The sequence below is a fragment of the Pantoea sp. Ap-870 genome, from assembly GCF_011752515.1.
GTDB lineage: Bacteria > Pseudomonadota > Gammaproteobacteria > Enterobacterales > Enterobacteriaceae > Pantoea > Pantoea dispersa.
In genome coordinates this window covers 171,377-189,879 of record NZ_VWXG01000008.1, presented here as the reverse complement: position 1 = coordinate 189,879, position 18,503 = coordinate 171,377, and the positions used below count along the sequence as shown (strand labels likewise).

General features: G+C 49.4%; 20 protein-coding genes, 1 other RNA gene and 1 pseudogene. 11 read left to right on the top strand and 11 right to left on the bottom strand.

What is annotated here, in order from left to right; translation table 11 throughout:
- Positions 1-156 precede the first annotated feature (156 nt).
- The 3 genes from F3J41_RS18705 to F3J41_RS18695 form a co-directional block, all read right to left on the bottom strand.
- Positions 157-342, bottom strand: coding sequence for a YegP family protein (locus tag F3J41_RS18705; RefSeq protein WP_021506487.1), 186 nt, complete (start codon positions 340-342; stop codon positions 157-159).
- 191 nt (positions 343-533) lie between these two features.
- The gene (locus F3J41_RS18700; RefSeq protein WP_247656307.1) at positions 534-1,013 is read right to left on the bottom strand and encodes a hypothetical protein; all 480 of its coding nucleotides are present in this window, start codon (positions 1,011-1,013) and stop codon (positions 534-536) included.
- Positions 1,014-1,157: 144 nt separating this feature from the next.
- On the bottom strand, positions 1,158-1,511 hold the full coding sequence (locus tag F3J41_RS18695) for a hypothetical protein (RefSeq protein ID WP_021506488.1): 354 nt from the start codon (positions 1,509-1,511) through the stop codon (positions 1,158-1,160).
- Positions 1,512-1,959: 448 nt separating this feature from the next.
- On the opposite strand from F3J41_RS18695, the gene F3J41_RS18690 reads away from it, so the two are divergent.
- A complete protein-coding gene (locus tag F3J41_RS18690; protein WP_104094052.1) occupies positions 1,960-2,349 on the top strand; it encodes a hypothetical protein in 390 nt (129 codons plus the stop codon).
- A 105-nt stretch (positions 2,350-2,454) separates the two neighbouring features.
- On the opposite strand, the gene F3J41_RS18685 is transcribed toward F3J41_RS18690, so the two are convergent.
- Complete coding sequence (locus F3J41_RS18685) at positions 2,455-3,369, bottom strand: AraC family transcriptional regulator (protein ID WP_166712059.1); 915 nt, start codon at positions 3,367-3,369, stop codon at positions 2,455-2,457.
- A gap of 230 nt (positions 3,370-3,599) precedes the next feature.
- Between F3J41_RS18685 and F3J41_RS18680 the strand changes: the two genes are divergently transcribed.
- The 6 genes from F3J41_RS18680 (at position 3,600) to F3J41_RS18655 (ending at position 9,959) form a co-directional block, all read left to right on the top strand.
- Positions 3,600-4,355: an SDR family NAD(P)-dependent oxidoreductase gene (locus tag F3J41_RS18680; protein ID WP_058770882.1), complete on the top strand. Its 756-nt coding sequence runs from the start codon at positions 3,600-3,602 to the stop codon at positions 4,353-4,355.
- A 67-nt stretch (positions 4,356-4,422) separates the two neighbouring features.
- Complete coding sequence (locus tag F3J41_RS18675; protein ID WP_166712026.1) at positions 4,423-4,851, top strand: tautomerase family protein; 429 nt, start codon at positions 4,423-4,425, stop codon at positions 4,849-4,851.
- A gap of 264 nt (positions 4,852-5,115) precedes the next feature.
- Entirely contained in the window at positions 5,116-5,574 is a 459-nt protein-coding gene (locus F3J41_RS18670) for an STM2901 family protein (protein WP_021506492.1), read from the top strand.
- A complete protein-coding gene (locus F3J41_RS18665) occupies positions 5,568-5,867 on the top strand; it encodes a DUF1493 family protein (protein ID WP_166712024.1) in 300 nt (99 codons plus the stop codon). Before F3J41_RS18670 ends, F3J41_RS18665 begins: the two co-directional genes overlap by 7 nt.
- Before the next feature lie 658 nt (positions 5,868-6,525).
- Positions 6,526-8,256 (top strand): hypothetical protein, encoded by a 1,731-nt coding sequence (locus F3J41_RS18660; protein WP_166712022.1) that lies wholly within the window; start codon positions 6,526-6,528, stop codon positions 8,254-8,256.
- Positions 8,253-9,959 (top strand): hypothetical protein, encoded by a 1,707-nt coding sequence (locus tag F3J41_RS18655; RefSeq protein ID WP_166712020.1) that lies wholly within the window; start codon positions 8,253-8,255, stop codon positions 9,957-9,959. The genes F3J41_RS18660 and F3J41_RS18655 overlap by 4 nt, the downstream gene beginning before the upstream one ends.
- Positions 9,960-10,059: 100 nt before the next feature.
- On the opposite strand, the pseudogene F3J41_RS18650 reads toward F3J41_RS18655, so the two are convergent.
- From F3J41_RS18650 to smpB, 3 genes and pseudogenes are all read right to left on the bottom strand, one after another.
- Positions 10,060-11,138 (bottom strand): annotated as a pseudogene (locus F3J41_RS18650) (primase-like DNA-binding domain-containing protein); the annotation flags it as partial.
- A 186-nt stretch (positions 11,139-11,324) separates the two neighbouring features.
- Positions 11,325-11,689, bottom strand: a transfer-messenger RNA (tmRNA) gene (gene ssrA / locus F3J41_RS18645).
- A gap of 43 nt (positions 11,690-11,732) precedes the next feature.
- Positions 11,733-12,215 (bottom strand): SsrA-binding protein SmpB, encoded by a 483-nt coding sequence (smpB, locus tag F3J41_RS18640; protein WP_021506506.1) that lies wholly within the window; start codon positions 12,213-12,215, stop codon positions 11,733-11,735.
- A gap of 159 nt (positions 12,216-12,374) precedes the next feature.
- Here smpB and F3J41_RS18635 point away from each other — a divergent pair, with 159 nt between their 5' ends.
- Together F3J41_RS18635 and F3J41_RS18630 are read left to right on the top strand one after the other, a co-directional pair.
- Entirely contained in the window at positions 12,375-12,809 is a 435-nt protein-coding gene (locus tag F3J41_RS18635) for a type II toxin-antitoxin system RatA family toxin (RefSeq protein WP_021506507.1), read from the top strand.
- Positions 12,802-13,092 (top strand): RnfH family protein, encoded by a 291-nt coding sequence (locus F3J41_RS18630; RefSeq protein WP_021506508.1) that lies wholly within the window; start codon positions 12,802-12,804, stop codon positions 13,090-13,092. The genes F3J41_RS18635 and F3J41_RS18630 overlap by 8 nt, the downstream gene beginning before the upstream one ends.
- A 50-nt stretch (positions 13,093-13,142) precedes the next feature.
- Here the strand turns inward: F3J41_RS18630 and bamE are convergent, their stop codons facing one another.
- The 3 genes from bamE to nadK all read right to left on the bottom strand — a co-directional run bounded on the left by bamE (position 13,143) and on the right by nadK (position 16,300).
- A complete protein-coding gene (bamE, locus tag F3J41_RS18625; RefSeq protein WP_021506509.1) occupies positions 13,143-13,490 on the bottom strand; it encodes an outer membrane protein assembly factor BamE in 348 nt (115 codons plus the stop codon).
- 184 nt (positions 13,491-13,674) lie between these two features.
- Positions 13,675-15,336: a DNA repair protein RecN gene (gene recN, locus F3J41_RS18620; protein WP_166712018.1), complete on the bottom strand. Its 1,662-nt coding sequence runs from the start codon at positions 15,334-15,336 to the stop codon at positions 13,675-13,677.
- An 85-nt stretch (positions 15,337-15,421) separates the two neighbouring features.
- Positions 15,422-16,300: an NAD(+) kinase gene (nadK, locus tag F3J41_RS18615; RefSeq protein ID WP_058758272.1), complete on the bottom strand. Its 879-nt coding sequence runs from the start codon at positions 16,298-16,300 to the stop codon at positions 15,422-15,424.
- 122 nt (positions 16,301-16,422) lie between these two features.
- On the opposite strand from nadK, the gene grpE reads away from it, so the two are divergent.
- Positions 16,423-17,001: a nucleotide exchange factor GrpE gene (gene grpE / locus F3J41_RS18610; protein WP_031279366.1), complete on the top strand. Its 579-nt coding sequence runs from the start codon at positions 16,423-16,425 to the stop codon at positions 16,999-17,001.
- 45 nt (positions 17,002-17,046) lie between these two features.
- On the opposite strand, the gene ung is transcribed toward grpE, so the two are convergent.
- The gene (gene ung, locus F3J41_RS18605) at positions 17,047-17,724 is read right to left on the bottom strand and encodes a uracil-DNA glycosylase (protein ID WP_127834787.1); all 678 of its coding nucleotides are present in this window, start codon (positions 17,722-17,724) and stop codon (positions 17,047-17,049) included.
- A gap of 263 nt (positions 17,725-17,987) precedes the next feature.
- Between ung and grcA the strand changes: the two genes are divergently transcribed.
- Positions 17,988-18,371, top strand: coding sequence for an autonomous glycyl radical cofactor GrcA (gene grcA, locus F3J41_RS18600; protein ID WP_021506514.1), 384 nt, complete (start codon positions 17,988-17,990; stop codon positions 18,369-18,371).
- Positions 18,372-18,503: the final 132 nt, after the last annotated feature.

The following is an 18,503-nucleotide window of genomic DNA, read 5'->3' as shown; positions in this document are numbered from 1 at the left end:
CGATGCAAAGCGCCGGTGGCGTTTTAGGGGGGCTGTGGTACTGCGTGGTACCCGCTTGCCGGAGATGCTTAGCGGCGCGATTGATCGCGTAAAACATTGCGCCGCTTGCAGGGTCAATGACCCACCTTCGCGCATCACTGCGCAGGCTGCGCGAGGTCAGGTCTCGTCGTGAATGGTGGTTGACGCACCGTTCTGCTGCACCGAGCGGATGCCGTTTTCCGCCGCCTGTTTGGAACTGTACATCTCGCTGGTGGCGATGGTTTCGCCGTTGCTGGCTTTAAGCACAAACCAGTATTTCTGTGACAATGCTGTATCACTTTTTCTCAGTACGTAATATCCCATGTGCTTTCTCCTTGTGCCGGCACCCGATGGCCGGTTCGCTTACTATTCGCGCAGCCTGCTTATTAATCAATCACTGATTAGGAATTTGCCCGAATCCAGGAGCGGGATCGCAGCGTTTTGTATCAATCCGGTTGCTGGCAGGCACAAAAAAGGCCGCATCGCGGCCTTCTGGGGTAATGAGTTCGTGTCTATCACGCGGGTAAAGCCGAGATGTTCATGAATCGGGTAAATGCTTTACTGCGGGAGACACCTTTCGGATCGCTGAAAAATGGCAACTGGAATTTCGGTGAATCTTCCAGTGTCAGGCCCCAGATATAATCACCGATAAAACGAAACTGAAGTGAATGGTCACTGATATGCAATTGCTCAAATGTGCCGGAGTTATACTCATTGCCAATAGTGACAATTTCCTGAATGCCCTGAGAGGAATCAATCAGCACAATAGTCAGTGATTCCTCGTAGAGCACGTCATCCGTGACAAACAGCACATAGCGGTTATCAGTGACTTTGACTGCTGCCTCAAGGATTTTTCCGGGGATGATTATGCCGGTAGAACTACCGCTGACTAATACCTCTGATTTCGCCTGTTCGCGGTCCGTTGCGTGTTGCACCTCAACCAAGGATACATCATTAACTATTTGCATCAGCGCCAAATCCATCCCATTTGCCATGCCGCGAGAGCAGCTCCTGCGAATGAAATTTAACTAAGTTCGCTGCGGATTAATATGCTTATGATGTAAAAACGCCTGATGCAGTGCACCAGGCGTTTTCGACTCAAATGAATGCAGAGCAATCGCTGTCTACATCAGAAGAAATTACTCAGAGACTTTCTTCTTCAGATCGCTGGCACCTTCTTTGGTTTTGTTCCAGCCTTTCTGCGCGCCTTCTTTGGTGGCGTCCCAACCTTTTTCAGTACCTTCTTTGGTGCTGTTCCAGGCTTTCTGTGAGTTTTCACTCGCTTTGCTGGTCAGGCTATCGCTTTTGCCTTCGGCAGCATGTTTGGCTTTGAGCTGCTGCTCTTCACCCTGATGCTGCGCCTGATGCAGTTTCTCTTTCGCCGTATTGGCGCCCGCTTTGGCGTCAGCGACGGTTTCATCGGTTGCGTGTGTGGCGGCAAACGCCGTAGAAGTCAGAAGAATGGCGGATAACGCAATAATCGTCTTTTTCATAATATATTCCCTCATTAAGCATCATAGTGTTATGAGCGTAGTTAAGAGTGGCACAGAGCGCAACGCAGGGCATTAGGAATAAACTGTAAGTGAATCGTACCGTTTCTGTGGGCGTTTCTGGCATAAATGCGCAACGGTGTGCCGTAGGGGCCAGCCATGCGCAATGCTGGCGCAGCGCAGAGGATAAAGAAACGATGTGTGCTAAATGCAATAGTCGGCTAGAGAAAAGGCGGGGCAGCAGCGCAAGCCTAAAAGTCGTGCGATTTTTTGTGCAGGTACTGGAAGTAAGACGTAAAAGACAGCTCGAATCTCGCCATAGCCGATCAGGCATGACTTTGATTGAGATTACCGAAGCCCTGAGCAGTAGGTTGATTGACTCAAAAGCTTCAAATAATGCAGACAAGATCATTATAATGTCTATCTGAGTCAGGCCAGGGAGGTAAGAATTATGGATGAAAAAACCAACAAGAAGTTGAAGAAGATTCAATCAAAAATTCGGGGTAATGATTTTAACAGGGCTGAGTTACTTAGTTTCAGAGCCGGTTATAAAGAGATAAATTCGGTTTTTACAAAGAAAATTACCTCGGATATTAACCTGCGTTCAGTCATCGCGATCTTGTCAAATGATGTGTCTTCAGTTGTCGTTATTTATCTTTATATTCTGATTCTTTTTACGGCGGCTTTTTGTTTTGTCGGTGAAACAGAAGGTGCAGGATTATTTTTTGGCATGATAGGTATTTCTGCTGTAGTGCATTTCATTTACACGGCCAGGAAAAATAAATTAGGACTCTTCACCCAAGTGAAGCTGGTTAATCTCTATATTAGAAGTATTTTTTAAAAATCCTTCTTGTAACCCCCTCTTCGGAAACGACAGACTCGAACAATTTATTGCCTGTTTGAGACGTCGTTAACCGTGAATGTTGACACAGCATTGTGCGAAAAATCAACTGCGCCACGCAGGCTCACCGGACAGGACTGAACGCTCGAGTGCGCGGGTTTCCCGAATATTCCGGGCTGGCGGTGAACCAAACAGCCGTGAGTATTCACGAGTAAACTGCGTCACGCTCTCATATCCCACCGCATTAGCGGCAATACCGATCGCTGTCCCTTCCGTCAGCATTAGTCTCCGCGCTTCAAGCAGGCGCAGTTGTTTCTGGAATTGCAGCGGGGTGAGCGTGGTGACATGGCGGAAATGCGTATGAAATACCGAGAGGCTCATACCGGCGGCATCAGCGAGGGTTTTCATGCGCAGCGGTAGCGCATAATTAGCCCGAATGATCGCGACTGCCCGCGCAATCCGCCGGGCATGGCTGTCAGTGCTGCCGAGGGTGCGCAGCGCGCTGCCGTGTCGTCCTGACAATAGCCAGTAATGTAACTCCCGCACCAACTGGCTGCCCAGCACGGCGAGCGCGCGCGGTCTGCGGAGCATGTTCAGTAGACGCAAAGCGGCTTCTGCCACATCTTCTTCGATCTGATCAATGCTTACGGGCAAATCCGTGGCAGCCTCCAGCCCGACCATGTTTGCCATCAGTTCACTAATCACCGCCGCATCCAGTTCCACGACCAGAGAATAATAAGGGGTGTCGGCACTGGCGCTGATAACCTGACTCACGGTTGGCACGTCCATGGTGATCAGCAAGGATTCCCCCGCGCCAAAATCAAAACGATCGCTGCCCATGGTCACGCGTTTGCTGCCTTGCAGCACCATTGCGATTAGCGGTTTAGTGATAGCGAATTGCAACGCGGTAGGCGCGGTCTCGCGCAGAATGAACACCCCATCAACTGGCGTTGCAGCAACGCCCGCTCCGTTGTGGTGTTCATCAGCGTAGTGTCGTGCCGCCTGCAGCAAAGCCGCCATCCTCCCGGCAGAGTCAAATTCATTGTCTCCTGCAGGGCGTTCCTCATACGAGTGATCACGCTTTTTCATATTATCAGGCAATTAATAAAAAATTTCAGATGCGACCATTCTAGTAAATACGGCATCGAATAAAAATATAAAAATAATCAGGCAATAATTAAAAATTATTGGGCAACCCTGGAAGTTTGTCGATTGTTAGAATCACTCTCCCACTATTGAGGAGATATTTCATGACAACCCTTTCTCTTGTTACTGGCGCCAGCCGGGGTCTTGGCCGTAATACCGCACTGAGCATTGCCCGCCATGGTGGTGATGTCATCGTGACTTATCGTAATGGTAAAGAGGCGGCGGATGCCGTGGTGAATGAAATTCAGGCGCTTGGCCGTAAGGCAGTTGCGCTGCAACTGGACACCAGTAACGTATCGTCCTTCCCGGGTTTCGTCGCCGCCGTGGGCAATATCCTGAAAGGTGACTGGGGACGCGAAACGTTCGACCATCTGATCAACAACGCCGGGCATGGGGAAATGGCCGACTTTAGCGCAACCACGGAAGAGCAGTTCGACGCGTTATTTAACGTACACGTCAAAGGAGTGTTTTTTCTGACGCAGTCGCTGCTGCCGCTGCTGGTCGATGGCGGACGCATCGTCAACTTCTCTTCGGGGCTGACCCGCGTGTCGTTCCCGGGCTTCTCAGCCTATTCGGCTGCCAAGGGCGCCGTTGAAATTCTCTCCGTGTATATGGCGAAAGAACTGGGCAGCCGCGGCATCACCGTGAATACCGTGGCCCCGGGAGCGATTGAGACCGACTTCCTGGGTGGCGCGGTGCGTGACATCCCCGATTACAACCAGGCGTTTGCTGGCATGACCGCGCTGGGTCGCGTGGGCCTGCCTGATGACATCGGTCCGATGATTGCCAGCCTGCTGGGACCGGACAACCGCTGGGTCACCGGTCAGCGTATTGAAGTCTCCGGTGGGCAGTCAATTTAGTTGCCCGATGATGGATTCCGCCCGGTGCGGAATCCATCCTGTTCCCTGATGCAATAAGAGGTATTTGATGCCTAAAATGATCATTCATGCGCCAGCAGGTACCTTTGATGCGGCTGAGCGTCAACAGGTTGCCAGAGATCTGACGCAGTTAGGACTTGATTGCGAGGCGCTGCCAGACTCCCCTCTGGTTCGTAGTACGGTATGGACCTACTTTGCCGAATACTCTTCTGATGCCGTTTTTATGGGAGACAAACCCGCATGGTTGCCGGTTGTGTCCCTTCAGATATATGTCATCAAAGGTGGCCTGGATGAGGGTGCAAAGAAGAGGCTGATTATGGGAGCAACCGCAATTCTGGATCGTCGTCCGTCAGGCACCTCTGTCGCTCCTGTCTATGTGGTGATTCATGAAGTCGAAGAAGCCAACTGGGGGATATTCGGTCAGCAGGCCGATCTGGCAGTGCTTCGCGCCAGCGATGTAAATGCTGCGGCGATTTGAAGGAAATGTTTTTGATAGGGGGGCGAGAAAACTATCAGGGAATGGTGTGAAGATTACAGTGTTGCGGCTATTGAGTATGTCTGATGTTACTTACGCATGCTGAAGGAAAGATGTACTTCAATATCAGATGTGATTACCTCAGCTAAGCTGGCTGAGTTGACATTCGGCAGAGCATAAGAAGGTAAGGAATAGAATGAAACAGGAATGGTAATTGCCCGGCCCTGGGTTTAAGATTTGACTCGTATAAAGCGAAAGGAGAAGGTAATGGATACCACCGAACAGCTAAATGGAACGTACTTTTATGGTGGACTAACAAATCTCAGTGCTGGGGAATTATTCTTCTGGATTATGGTAGACGTAACCGCAGAACATTTCACTGGCGCGAAGGATGTTCTGGCGGCAGCAGCAATTTATAGCGGTCAGAACACTATCACCGTCAGAGGCAAGCTGGGTAGTGCTACGCCCGGCACAAGTTATGCCTCAAAGTATTCAAGGAAACTGCTTAGGGATATTCGACTCCCTTTCCGCTTACCTACCTGGATTCAAAATCCCGCAAATCCTTTTGAAGTTAAAAGAATAATGACATCAAAGCTTTCGACGTTTGTAGGGCGAGCTATTCCTGTGGTTGGCTGGGTGATCCTGGCGGGCGATGTGGCGCAAATAGGTTATCAGTCTATGGTACGTTACAATCGCATTGTCACAGAGGAAGATAAGATATGGTAAGGCAGGATATTGAGCAGGCAGTTTATTCACTTCTGGCCGAGTACAATGGTAGAAGCCTTCTTACCTTTCGACGTTATCCTTTAAAGCATTCTACTGATTTGAATAAGGATTTTCGTATGGATCCTCTTGATGCCTATGAGCTACTTGAAAGGTATTCTGAAAGGTTTGGCATTGATCCCAAATCAATTAATTTTCAGCGATACTTCCCAGATGATTTCAGCGAAGCGCATAAGCCACTTACTGTTCAGCTCCTGATCGATTCTGCGGAAGCCGGGCGATGGCTGGATGATTGATGCATCTCTAGGCGCTTCGTTGATATGAGCCTTGGATTGAAAATGCAGAATTGCCAACTGACTTAGCGGTGGGTTGGGGATTCGATCGAAAAAAGCAGAGCAGGCCAAGCTGAACTGATTGCGGTGAGTGGATGCGCAACTTGCGAATCGCCTCCATATGTGAAGCGCTGGCGGAATCTGAATAAACTCGCAAGCCCATGTATTTATGCGTTTTTATCTAATTCAACTTTGTTTCGTGTACCTAACGTGTACCAATTATTGGATCTCATACCCCGTAACGGCAGGGCAATGCTAACGAATACCCGGCACTAAATCCAAAATAAAATGATTTCAGGGAAAAGTGTTCACACTGTTCACTTTTTGATTTTATGCATTAAATTCATTGCGTTAGGTGGTGAATGGTTTTTAAGTGGGATGTACACTAGTCTGCACTGAGGGTGATCACATTAGCCAAGATGACGAAAGTTACCTGAGCCACTATGCTTAACATGAAGTTTTAAGGCGCTAATGTTGTCAATGATTAATTTTACAGCGCACTCATCATATGAACTGGTTCTACTTATGGCTACCGTTAAAATGGTGCGATTACCATTTGATCTATTTCTTCTTTTCTTACATTGTACATACTAATTAATTTCAGTTTTGTGAGGTCAGGGAAATGTCGTTAGAGGAAACAAGGGCTAGGTTGCTAACTGCATGTGAAACGGAAGGAGATCTGCTTGCTCTGATAAGCGATTTGTATGTTCAAGAAATAAAATCTAAAGAAAAATACTTAGCAGCAGCGCTAACTGAACTACATAACTCTAATATAATTGATATCGTCAAAATAGTTAAAGACGTTGATAAAAACTCCTGTGGAAGAAATTTATTTACTATTTTAATTGCCTTTGAAAAAACGCTTCCTGAACTAGATTCAAGAGTTGAAGATGTTTTAGATTGCTTGGTTCATCTCACACAACAGGTTGGAGCGGATGCAGCTATCTCTGGAATCTATACAGCATTTCAGCGTTACTGTAGCGCGGGAGTGCAGCGCCCTAGAGAAAGCATTAGATTTATCCTTGCTCAAAGTGAATTGAACGCCTATGCCCCATTTCTATCCAACTCGATTCTCGCTTATAACTCAGATTCTGTTTTGGAAGCGATCCAAGCAACAGAGGATTTAATTTTCAATAGTAATGAAATTATCAGAAACCAAGCCTATCTAACGTTGGGGTGGCTTGATGTCAATGAAACAAAAGCTAATGATCTTTGGGCGTTAATCAGTAGCAATGCCATTAGTGAGAATGATAATGGTTGTCGTACATCGATATTAAGGGCAATATTTCATTTCGGAAAAAAATTCCCCACTTACTGGCCGATGATAGAATCGTTGTTAAATACTGTTCTTGAGAAGATATCCATCGACAATCTTTATATGCTCTCGGCTGATGTCGCCTTTCAAAGGTTCGGTCTTCCGAAAAGCATTCTGCACCTCATAGTTAAGCAGCTAACCAACGTATCCCCTGAGCACAAAAATCTTATAGATAATATTGATCATTTATTAGTTATGCTAGTTGAAATAGAAGAGCCCTGCCTTGCTATAGAATTATTGGAATCAATTCTGGTTAAAGGAATTAAATTTAAATCTCTGGACTATTTTTCTAACGAGTTAATAACTAAGTACCATGAACTACGTAATCATATTATTACAAAATGGCTTCTGGATGGGGACGTTCAGCTTTGTCGTAGTATCATGAATTTACTCCATGATTCCACGGGGAAGGTTGTTGAGTTAAAAGCAGAAACGGCACTGCTAGATAATGACGTGAAGCAAGTATTTGTAAGTCATAAGGTCATAGGATGGTTATTTACAACACCTGTAGCGGCGGCAAGTTTCATTATTTCCATCTTAGAAGTTGCCTCAGCAGACACAATCAAAAAGCTTGAGGGTATATTGTACTATCCTTTGCTTATAAGTTATCCTGGAGAACTTGGTGAATTTCTTCAGTCATTGATTGATAAAGGAGTTCAAAAGAATCTATGTGAGAGGTTGCTAGAAAAAAATAAATCTTACAATACTAATATTGAAAAAGTTTTTAAAGTTAATGAATTGAAAGCTCCGAGCGAAAATTTAAATGCTTATTGGAGGAATGTCGAAAAAGGTATGCAAGAAGCTCACGATGAAGCATCAAGGTCTTCTTTTATACAAATGATTGCAAAAACCAATATCTTATTGTACGGAAATAGTTCAGTCTATTATATGCATCAAGATGAAGGCAACTCCATACGGCAAGAAATGCAAATGCATAGTTTTTCTCATTCTACTGAAATGCCAAGGTTGAATGTCTTAGATCCCGTGTCGCTAGAATATTTTTTGATGACATGCCGTTGTGAGAAAATGAAAAAATGAAGTTAATTCTTAAGCAGTACCTAGCCTCACTTAAAGAACGAGCGGAATTAGATGCTGTGCTTCCTGATTTATTGAGCAGCATGGGGATGAATGTTTTTATTTCACCAACTCGCGGAGTTAAAGAATATGGAGTGGATATAGCTGCTATAGGTAAAGTAAATGGTGAGGAAAAAAAAGTCTATTTGTTCTCTGTTAAATCTGGAAACCTGACTCGTGAGACTTGGAATGGAAACGCAGATCAAGCTCTAAGACCTTCGTTAGATGAAATTCAGGATTCATTTATCCCCAGTCGTCTACCACCTGAACACAGAGATAAGAAAATAGTTATTTGCTTATGCTTTGGTGGGGATGTTAATTCAGGTATCAGGCAAGAGGTCTCTGGATATGAGAGGAGAAATACTCAAGATAATATTTCTTTTGAGGAATGGAATGGAGATAAGTTATCAGAGCTTATTCAACTGCATTTGTTGAAAGAAGAATTGTTACCTAGCTCCAGCCAAGCTCTATTAAGGAAATCTTTGGCCCTACTCGAAGAACCCGAAAGCTCAAACAAGTACTTCTTACTTTTGATTAATAGGATTTTCTCAAACGCAACTGATCCAGATTCTGTCGCATCGTCGATAATACGTATTAACGTCTGTTTATGGGTCTTGTTTTCTTGGTGTCGTGATGGCGGGAACTTAGAAGCAGCATATCTTTCATCTGAGCGAGCATTGCTGTTGGCTTGGGATAAGGTCAAAAACTACTACACAGGAAAAAACAGGCCATCACAAGCATTTGATAGTATTTTAGATACCTATCATCAAATCACTGATTGCTATATTGAACGTTGTTTAATTCCATATGTTGAATATGAATATGCTCTGTCTCATGCGGTTCAATCTCCATGCTCTATTGATGTAAATATTAAACTTTTTGACGTGTTAGGGCGCTTATCAATTAAAGGGCACTGGGTTTTAGATTCATTATCAAAGAGTTATGCTGAAAATCCACCAGTCGATGGTGAGAGCAAAGAACAAGTAACTTTATGTCTGCGTCTTCAGGAAATAACAAAATCGATTAGACTATTGATTAATAATAACCCGACGCTGATGTCACCACGAAAAGATTCGCAAGCAATTGATATTGGTTTGGCTCTGTCGCTACTCTCAAACAACTCAGATTTCGATGGGTTTGTGCAAGGGTGGCTCTCTGAAATTATTAATAGATGTATTTTCTCTTTCATTAGCGATAATATGTATCCAATTATCTATGACTCTTACGAAAAACTGCTTGAAAATTGCAGCTTAGGTAAGGAAGATAATCTTTATAAAAATAAAGTTACGGGAGCTAGTGTTTTATATCCGCTATTGGCGGTTTTTTGCTCTCTGTATGAGTTGGATTCTTTAAGCAAAGAATTAGAAGATTTTTCTAAAGAAAAACTCTCACATAGCACGTTACAATATTGGTATCCAAATCAACACAGTGAACAGAACATGTACTCGAACTCAGATACGCATGGCTCTGCCTCAACAGACTTCCCAATGAATGGACATCTGGCAAAAAAATTTATTGCACGAGAGTGTCAAAATGCAGATTCATTTAGAAATATGTCAGCTGTGATTAAAGGGAAAGCACCAATAGTACTAATGGCATGTCGTTGTTATCGATATCCAGTTCCTTTTCATTATATTGAAGATTGGCTGCTTGATACCCTAAAGTAAATAATGTCTGCTTTTCGAAGCATAGAAGCTCTTGGCCGACATGGATAATTATATCAAATATAAATAAACCGGCCTAAGCTGATTTATTTAAGATGATTTATTAGGCCCTGCATGCGGGCAACCAATCTGCCTCGCTGTCTTCATGCAGGGTGAGATTGGTTTGTATGCCGTTATTCGTTCGGCGCTTAAGCAGCACGCGCTCGTATTCTTTCAGCGTCTGCGGCACTGCCTGGCCGAAAGCCGTCAGGCTGAGTGGGTGCTGATGGCCGCGCGACTCCATAAAGGACAGATACGCGTGGTAGAGATAGCACTTCGGGTTTATCGGTCGAATGTTGGCGTTACCTATAAACAGCCCGTTCGGCGTGCTCAGCGGCATCAGGTAGCCCCAGAAGTCGACCAGCGGGTCAGCCTGGCGTTTAATCTCCAGCGCTTCGTCGGATGTCTGCTGCGCCTGTAGCAATTCTCGCGCATCGTCCGGCTTGCTGAAGCGCTGCATCAGATGACGCACGATAATGGCCAGCTCGGTGCTGCTTTTTTCCAGCAACTGCGGGTCACGTTCTTTTGCCGGTATGACTTCCGGGAACGTCAGAATAACCCGGCGGCGTGACACACCGCCGCTGCGATCGCTGAAACGCATCGGGTTATTGTTTACCGCCAGAATTACCGCCGGGATGTGCATTGAATAGGCGTCACGGTATTTGGGATCAATTGCCACCGCATCACCGCCGGTAATCGCCTTGATGCCCGCGCCGTCGCCGCTCCATTTCTCTTGGTCTGGCAGGATAATCAGAGAGAAGCCAACCACGCTGGCGCGTTCCCGTGATGATTTTAGCGTATCAATGGTGGCGGACGTGGTGTTATCGCGGCCAGCGAGCAGCTTAGCAATCGAAGCTAGCACACTTTCCCGCTTCCACCTGGACCGGTTACTTCAAGAAACATCTACCAGTCGTAGCGGTTTGCCAGCACCATAAATAACTCCGCGTGGATACGCTCCTGTTTGTCGTGATTATGCCCGGCGGGCCGCGTCAATGAGCGCCGGACGCCTGCGAGGTTTTTCGCCCGGACGCTGTGCGAACTAAACGTGCCGGTGGCAATATCAAACACGCGAATACGGAAGCCAGTCAGGCGGCGGGATTGTTCCCCCATGCGTGGCGCTATCAAATTCGCCTTGTGGATGAGTTATTACGTTCAAGCTGGTGCACATTTTTTCTAACGCCAATGTGTATACCAAACCTATACCTAATTATTCAGAATTCAGGTGGGTTATCCCGGAAGATTACAGGCACAAAAAAGCCCGCAGGGCTTGCGCCGTGCGGGCTCTCAGGACTTCATCGGATGACTCTGGTAATCACCGATGGAGAATTTTGGTGGAGCTGGCGGGAGTTGAACCCGCGTCCGAAATTCCTACATCCTCGGTACTACATGCTTAGTCTGGTCTTTACATTCGCTTGCCAGCTGCGGACAGACACGCCACTAACAAACTAGCCTGATTAGTTTTAACGCTTCAACCCCAGGCAGGGCATCCACGCGATCTCTTTTAGGTTTGACCTCTCTTGATCCCCGTCCTAAGAGCGGAGGCTAGGGAGAGAGGGCTATAAGCAGGTTATTAAGCTGCTAAAGCGTAGTTTTCGTCGTTTGCGACTATTTTTTTGCGGTTTTTTAGCGAGGCCTACCGCACCTCGGCATGCACCTTGGGTTTCGCGAATCCCGTCGAATCCAGAATCAGCCCCAAGACTTGTTACTCTAGCAAAAAATTATAAAAGATTCCAGTGGTTAACGGCTGGCATTCTTCATAATTCGTGCTTTGTCCATCTTCCACTCGCGATCTTTAATGTCCGCGCGCTTGTCGTGTTCTTTCTTACCGCGTGCCACACCAATCTTCAGCTTGGCCCAGGCGTTTTTCCAGTACAGCGACAGCGCGACCACGGTGTAACCTTCGCGGTTAACGCGGCCGTACAGGGAATCCAGTTCACGCTGGTTCAACAGCAGTTTACGGTTGCGCGTGGGATCGCACACCACGTGGCTTGATGCCACTGCCAGCGGCTGAAAAGTGGAACCGAACAGATAGGCTTCGCCATCGCGCAGCAAAATATAGCTGTCGCTGATGTTGGCTTTACCGGCGCGCAGTGATTTGACTTCCCATCCTTGCAACGCCATGCCGGCCTCGAACTCTTCTTCAATGAAGTATTCATGGCGGGCGCGTTTGTTGAGGGCAATAGTGGCTGAACCGGGTTTGTGAGCTTTTTTCTTTGTCATAGTGCGGCGTAGTCTACATCACTCAGTCTGTGGGCGCATCCCCTGTCCTGCGGGGCGGTAAAAAACACACTATTTTAGCACAGCTGGCAAAGGCGTGAATTTTTGTTTAGTAGCTTAAAATGGTATAATTCAACGGTTTTGTGACCAACAGGAACCATTATGGCCCAGATTAGCCGTTCAGCGCTGGTCCCGTATAGCGCTGAGCAGATGTACCGGCTCGTGAATGATGTGGATGCTTATCCTGAATTTCTTCCGGGCTGTACCGGCAGCCGCGTGCTGGATAACAGCGGTAATCAGATGACCGCCGCGGTGGATGTCTCCAAAGCCGGCATCAGTAAAACTTTTACCACGCGTAACACCCTGACCGATAACCAGAGCATTCATATGCAGCTGGTCGATGGGCCGTTCCGCAAGCTGACCGGCGGCTGGAAATTTATCTCGCTCGGCGACGATGCCTGCAAGGTTGAGCTCAGCCTCGACTTTGAGTTCACCAATATGCTGGTCGAGATGGCGTTTGGCCGCATCTTTAAAGAGCTGGCCAACAGCATGGTGCAGGCGTTTACCCAGCGTGCCAAAGAGGTTTACCGTGGCTGACATCAGCGTTGAAGTGGTGTACGCGCTACCGGATAAACAGTATCTGCGAGAGGTTAGTCTGGAAGAGGGCGCGACGGTTGAGCAGGCGATTCAGGCATCCGGACTGCTGACGCTGCGCAAAGATATCGACCTGAGCAGCAACAAAGTCGGCATTTTCAGCCGTCCGGTCAAGCTGAGCGATACGCTGCAGGATGGCGATCGGGTAGAGATTTATCGCCCGCTGATTGCTGATCCAAAAGAGATGCGCCGGCAGCGGGCAGAGCGCGCGGCAACGAAAAAGTAAATTACAGGCGTTAAAAAAGGCGCTCAGGCGCCTTTTTTGTTGCGGCTCACTCAGTCTTCAGTGCCGGTGAGACGCGGTTTGTTATCGATGTTCGTCAGCGTACCGTTGCTGTCGAAGGTCAGCGTCAGCGTCTGCTGCTTCACGCTCTCATGACCTGGCTCCTGACGGAACACGTAATACCAGACGTTGCTGCCAAACGGGTCGTGCATCATCGGCGTACCGAGCGTGTAAGCAACCTGCTGCTGCGTCATGCCGGTGTGAATCTTCGAAACGTCGTTGGCGACCAGGTAATTCCCCTGATTGATATCCGGACGATACACAACGCGCTCAAGGGTGGAACATCCGGCGGTCATCATCAACATTACCACTGCCGCGGCAGTCAGCGTTTTACAGCGCATCTATACATTCCTTTTCTGGGGCCAAACGCCTTTCATCAGGCAGTTTTGTTGCCATCAAATTCTGAACTCTGCATACGGCAGGCTTTATTATGGCGATATGACTGCCGATGATAATAAACCTTTGAGCTATTGGAAACCTCTACAGAGCAAGCATATGACCACCAGGCCGCAAAAAAGTGCGGTGTCAGGCTGCTAAAAGTTCTTTTGCGTTCGCCAGCGTGTTGCGTGTGACTTCGCTGCCGCCGAGCAGGCGCGCCAGTTCCTGCAGACGCGCACGCTTATCCAGCGGCTGCATGTGGGTTTCGGTCATCGCACCGTCGGTCTCTTTGCTGACGAAGAAGTGCTGATGACCACAGCCCGCCACCTGCGGCAGGTGAGTTACGCACATTACCTGAGTCGATTCGCCCAGCTGGCGCAGCATCTGGCCAACGACAGCGGCCGTCGGACCACTGATACCGACGTCAACCTCATCGAAAATCATTGCCGGAGTTTCCATTTTCTGTGCGGTGATCACCTGAATCGCCAGCGCAATACGTGACAGCTCACCTCCTGAGGCCACTTTACCCAGCGGCTGCAGCGGCTGGCCCGGGTTGGTGGTGACACGGAAATCAATACGGCTGGCACCTTCGGCCGTCAGCTGATCGGCATTGAATTCCAGCATAATGGCAAACTCACCGTGCGGCATGGCGAGGGTGCGCATGCTTTGCGTAATCAGCTGGCTCAGCTCCTGCGCCGAGGCAACGCGTTGCTGATGCAGGATTTCGGCACAGGCCAGCGCAGCCTGATGATGAGCCACAACATCACTCTGCAGGCTTTCCTGATCGCTCTCCTGCTGCGACAGCTGTTCCGCTTCATCCAGCAGCTGCTGATACAGCACCGGCAGCGCTTCCGGTGAAACATGGTGCTTGCGTGCCAGCGCAATCTGCCGCGACAGACGCTGCTCCAGCTCGTACAGGCGATTAGGATCGAGGTCGAGCCGTTCACAGTAGTGGCGCAGCTCATCGCTGGCTTCACTCAGCTGAATCGCGGCTTCTTCCAGCAGGTTAAATACGCCGCTGACTTTATCATCCAGCGAGACCAGCTCACTCAGCATATTACGCGCGCTGTAGAGCAGGCTTTGCAGGTTGGTGTCATCGCTGTCGGCAAGAATTTGCAGCGCCTGCTGGCTGGTAGACAGCAGCTGACCGCTGTTCGCCAGGCGCTTGTACTCTTCATCAATCTGCTCAAACTCGCCTGGCTGCGGCGCAAATTCGTTGAGTTCTTTCAGCTGATACTGCAGCAGTTCGCGGCGGGCTTCACGCTCCTGCGACAGCTGCTGATGCTGTGCCAGCGCGCGGCAGCTGTGGTGCCAGCGCTGATAGTGCTGACGCATCTCCGCCAGCCGATCGTCGTGCGCGGCGTAGGCATCCAGCAGGTGTTTCTGGTGATCGGTTTTAAGCAGCAGCTGATGCGCATGCTGACCGTGGATTTGAATCAGTAACTGACCGAGTTCGCGCAGCTGCGACAGCGGTACGGACGTGCCGTTGATAAAGCCACGTGAGCGGCCATCGGCACTGATCACGCGGCGCAACAGGCATTCGTTGCCGTCGTCGAGCTGGTTCTCCGCCAGCCAGCGCTGGGCTGAGGGTGACGCTTTCAGCTGGAAGCGCGCGCAGATATCTGCGCGGCTGGCCCCCTGACGCACCATGTCTGCTTCAGCACGGCCGCCAAGGCACAGGCCCAGCGCATCAATCGCGATGGATTTTCCTGCGCCGGTTTCGCCGGTGATCGCTGTCATGCCACGATGAAAGTCGATCTCCAGTTCACGAACGATTGCAAAATTACTGATGGTCAGTTGTGCCAGCATACAATCACCTGTATGTAAAAACAGATATGGTTTTTCATACAGTATAAACTGGTTTTTTATCCAGTAAAGTAGCCGGCAGGCCTTTTCAGAATAATTTTTTTGACCATCCGAGTTTTGAACTTAAGGTGTTAAAATAATTATAATTTTTTGGATGAATTAAATTGAGGTGATTGGCGCTGCGGCGAATCAGCACATCTTCTCCTTCCTGAATCGGCAGGGCGATCTGGCTGTCACAGCTGATCTCCAGGTCGCTGCGCAGCGAGGAAAAACGCAGGCGAATGGTGCTGCTACTGTTGATCACCAGCGGACGCGCCGACAGCGTGTGCGGGAACATCGGCACCAGCGCAATCGCATCGAGCGACGGCGTTAATATCGGCCCGCCCGCCGAAAGCGAATAAGCGGTTGAACCGGTTGGCGTGGAGATAATCAGCCCGTCCGAGCGCTGGGAAAAGGCGAACACTTCGTCGATATAGACTTCAAATTCAATCATGTGCGCCACTTTGCCCGGATGCAGCACCACTTCATTGATGGCGCTGCCGATGCGCGGCGAACACTCTTCTTTGCATACCTGCGCTTCCAGCAAAAAGCGGCTTTCCACGAAATAATCGCCCTGCAGCACGTCATCCAGCTGCTGCTGCGCGTTATCCGGATCGAGGTCCGTGAGGAAGCCGAGATTGCCGCGGTTGATGCCAATCACCTTGATGTCGTAACGAGCCAGCACGCGCGCGGCGCCCAGCATGTTGCCATCGCCGCCAACCACCACCGCCAGATCGGCGTACTGGCCGATGTCCGCCAGGCTGCCGGTACGCACATCCTGCAGGTTCAGCTCGCGAGCGATTTGCTGTTCCACGATCACATCATAGCCTTTGTCAGTCAGCCAGCGCCAGAGCATTTCATGGGTGGTTAACGCAGTGGGATGGCGCGGATGGCCGACGATCCCAATGCAGTTAAAGTGTTTGTTCATTTAGCGGGTGTTCCTCATAAGCCAAAACGGCCAGGCAATGTGATGGGTTCACTTGAAACCGTCAAACTGATCCCCATAATAAGCCAACCAGCGAGATGAATGTGCAAAACGCGGAGAAATTCATGAGTAGTAAAGAACAGAACACCCCAAACGAGCAAGTCTCAGACGAAATTCAACAGGAACAACAGCAGCCGGAAGCGGAGACAGCAACTGAGGTGGATCCGCGTGATGAGCGTATCGCCCAGCTGGAAGCTGAATTAGCGCAGGCGCAGGGTGGCGTGCGTGACGCCCAGCTGCGCGCGCAGGCTGAGATTGAAAATATCCGTCGCCGCGCCGAAATGGACGTGGAAAAAGCGCACAAGTTTGCGCTGGAAAAGTTTGCCAACGAACTGCTGCCGGTGATTGATAGCCTGGAGCGCGCGCTGGAAGTGGCGGATAAAGAGAACACCGAGCTGGCTTCGATGATTGAAGGCATCGAGCTGACGCTGAAATCACTGCTGGGTGCGGTGCGTAAGTTCGGCGTGGAAGTGGTGGGCGAAACTAATGTGCCGTTCAACCCGGATGTGCATCAGGCGATGTCGATGATGGAGTCTGAAGAAGTGGCGCCAAACCACGTGCTGATGGTAATGCAGCGCGGTTACACCCTCAACGGTCGCCTGCTGCGTCCGGCGATGGTTGCGGTATCGAAAGCCAAAGGCTAAGCCGCTCCCGTGCAACAACGGCCGCTGATGCGGCCGTTTGTGTTTTCAGGGCAGCACCGGCGTCCAGTCAATGGGCGTCTGGCCGGCCTGGCTCAGCAGCGCATTAGCTTTGGAAAAATGCTGACAGCCAAAAAAGCCGCGATGGGCCGAAAGCGGCGAAGGATGCGGTGCTTTCAGTACGTGATGACGCTGCGCATCAATGATGCTGCCTTTCTTCTGCGCGTGCGATCCCCACAGCAGGAAAATCACCCCTTCGCGATGGGAGTTGATGGCGCTGATCACGTTATCGGTAAAGGTTTCCCAGCCGAAACGCGCGTGCGAATGCGCTTTGCCGGCTTCCACGGTTAACACCGTATTCAGCAGCAGCACACCCTGTTTCGCCCAGCTTTCAAGAAAGCCGTGCTGCGGACGCTGAAAGCCAGGAATGTCCTGTTCCAGCTCTTTGTACATATTCAGCAGCGACGGCGGAATGGCCACGCCCGGCAGGACCGAGAACGCCAGGCCATGCGCCTGATTCGGGCCGTGGTACGGATCCTGCCCGAGGATCACCACTTTAATATCGCCCAGTTCGGTGAGACGGAACGCGTTGAACACGTCCTTTTGCGGCGGATAGACCGTCACGCCCGCCGCACGCTCTTCGGCTACCGCTTTCAGCGTTTCCACGAAGTAAGGTTTTTCTTTCTCTTCAGCCAGCACATCGTGCCAGGTCAGCTTCTCAGCCATCATTGACTCCCTGCAAATTGATGTCTTTAGCTTAGCGTGTCCGGCAGGGCAGCAGAAGGGTAAAAATAAGTTGAACAATTACAGAAAAAGTTAATGATAAAAATTATTATAAATCAATTTATTAGAGTGGAGGCAAAAATTCTGGCCAGACGAAATTGATACAGGTCAAAACGAGCCGGTCAGCACGGTGATATACCAGAGCGTCACATAACCCGAAGAACCGCGCTGTGCTCCTGCCGCAGCGCTAAGCCCTGGAGGCCTCTATGATTACCGGTATTCAAATTACTCAGGCACAAAATCCGCAGCTGCTGAATTCGTTCTGGCTGCTGGACAATGAGAAAGCCGAAGCCCGCTGCCTGTGCGCAAAAGGCGATTTCACGGAAGATCAGGTTGTTGCAGTCAGCGACCTTGGCGAGATTGCTTACCGTGAAATTCCACTGGAGCAGAAACCGCAGGTGCGCGTGGAAGGCGGTCAGCACCTCAACGTTAACGTGCTGCGCCGTGAAACGCTGGAAGATGCGGTGAAGCATCCGGAAAAATATCCGCAGCTGACCATTCGCGTGTCGGGCTATGCGGTGCGCTTTAACGCGCTGACGCCAGAACAGCAGCGTGACGTTATCACCCGTACCTTTACCGAAAGCCTGTAATTGATCGGCTGACGAAAACGCACACAGCAATACAGGCCGCGCCGGTGCTTACTGGCGCGGCTTTTTTATTTCCTGAAGAGAGAAGAGGGCTGATTGAGGGGTTGTACGCCGCGAAAACGCGATTTCAGCAGG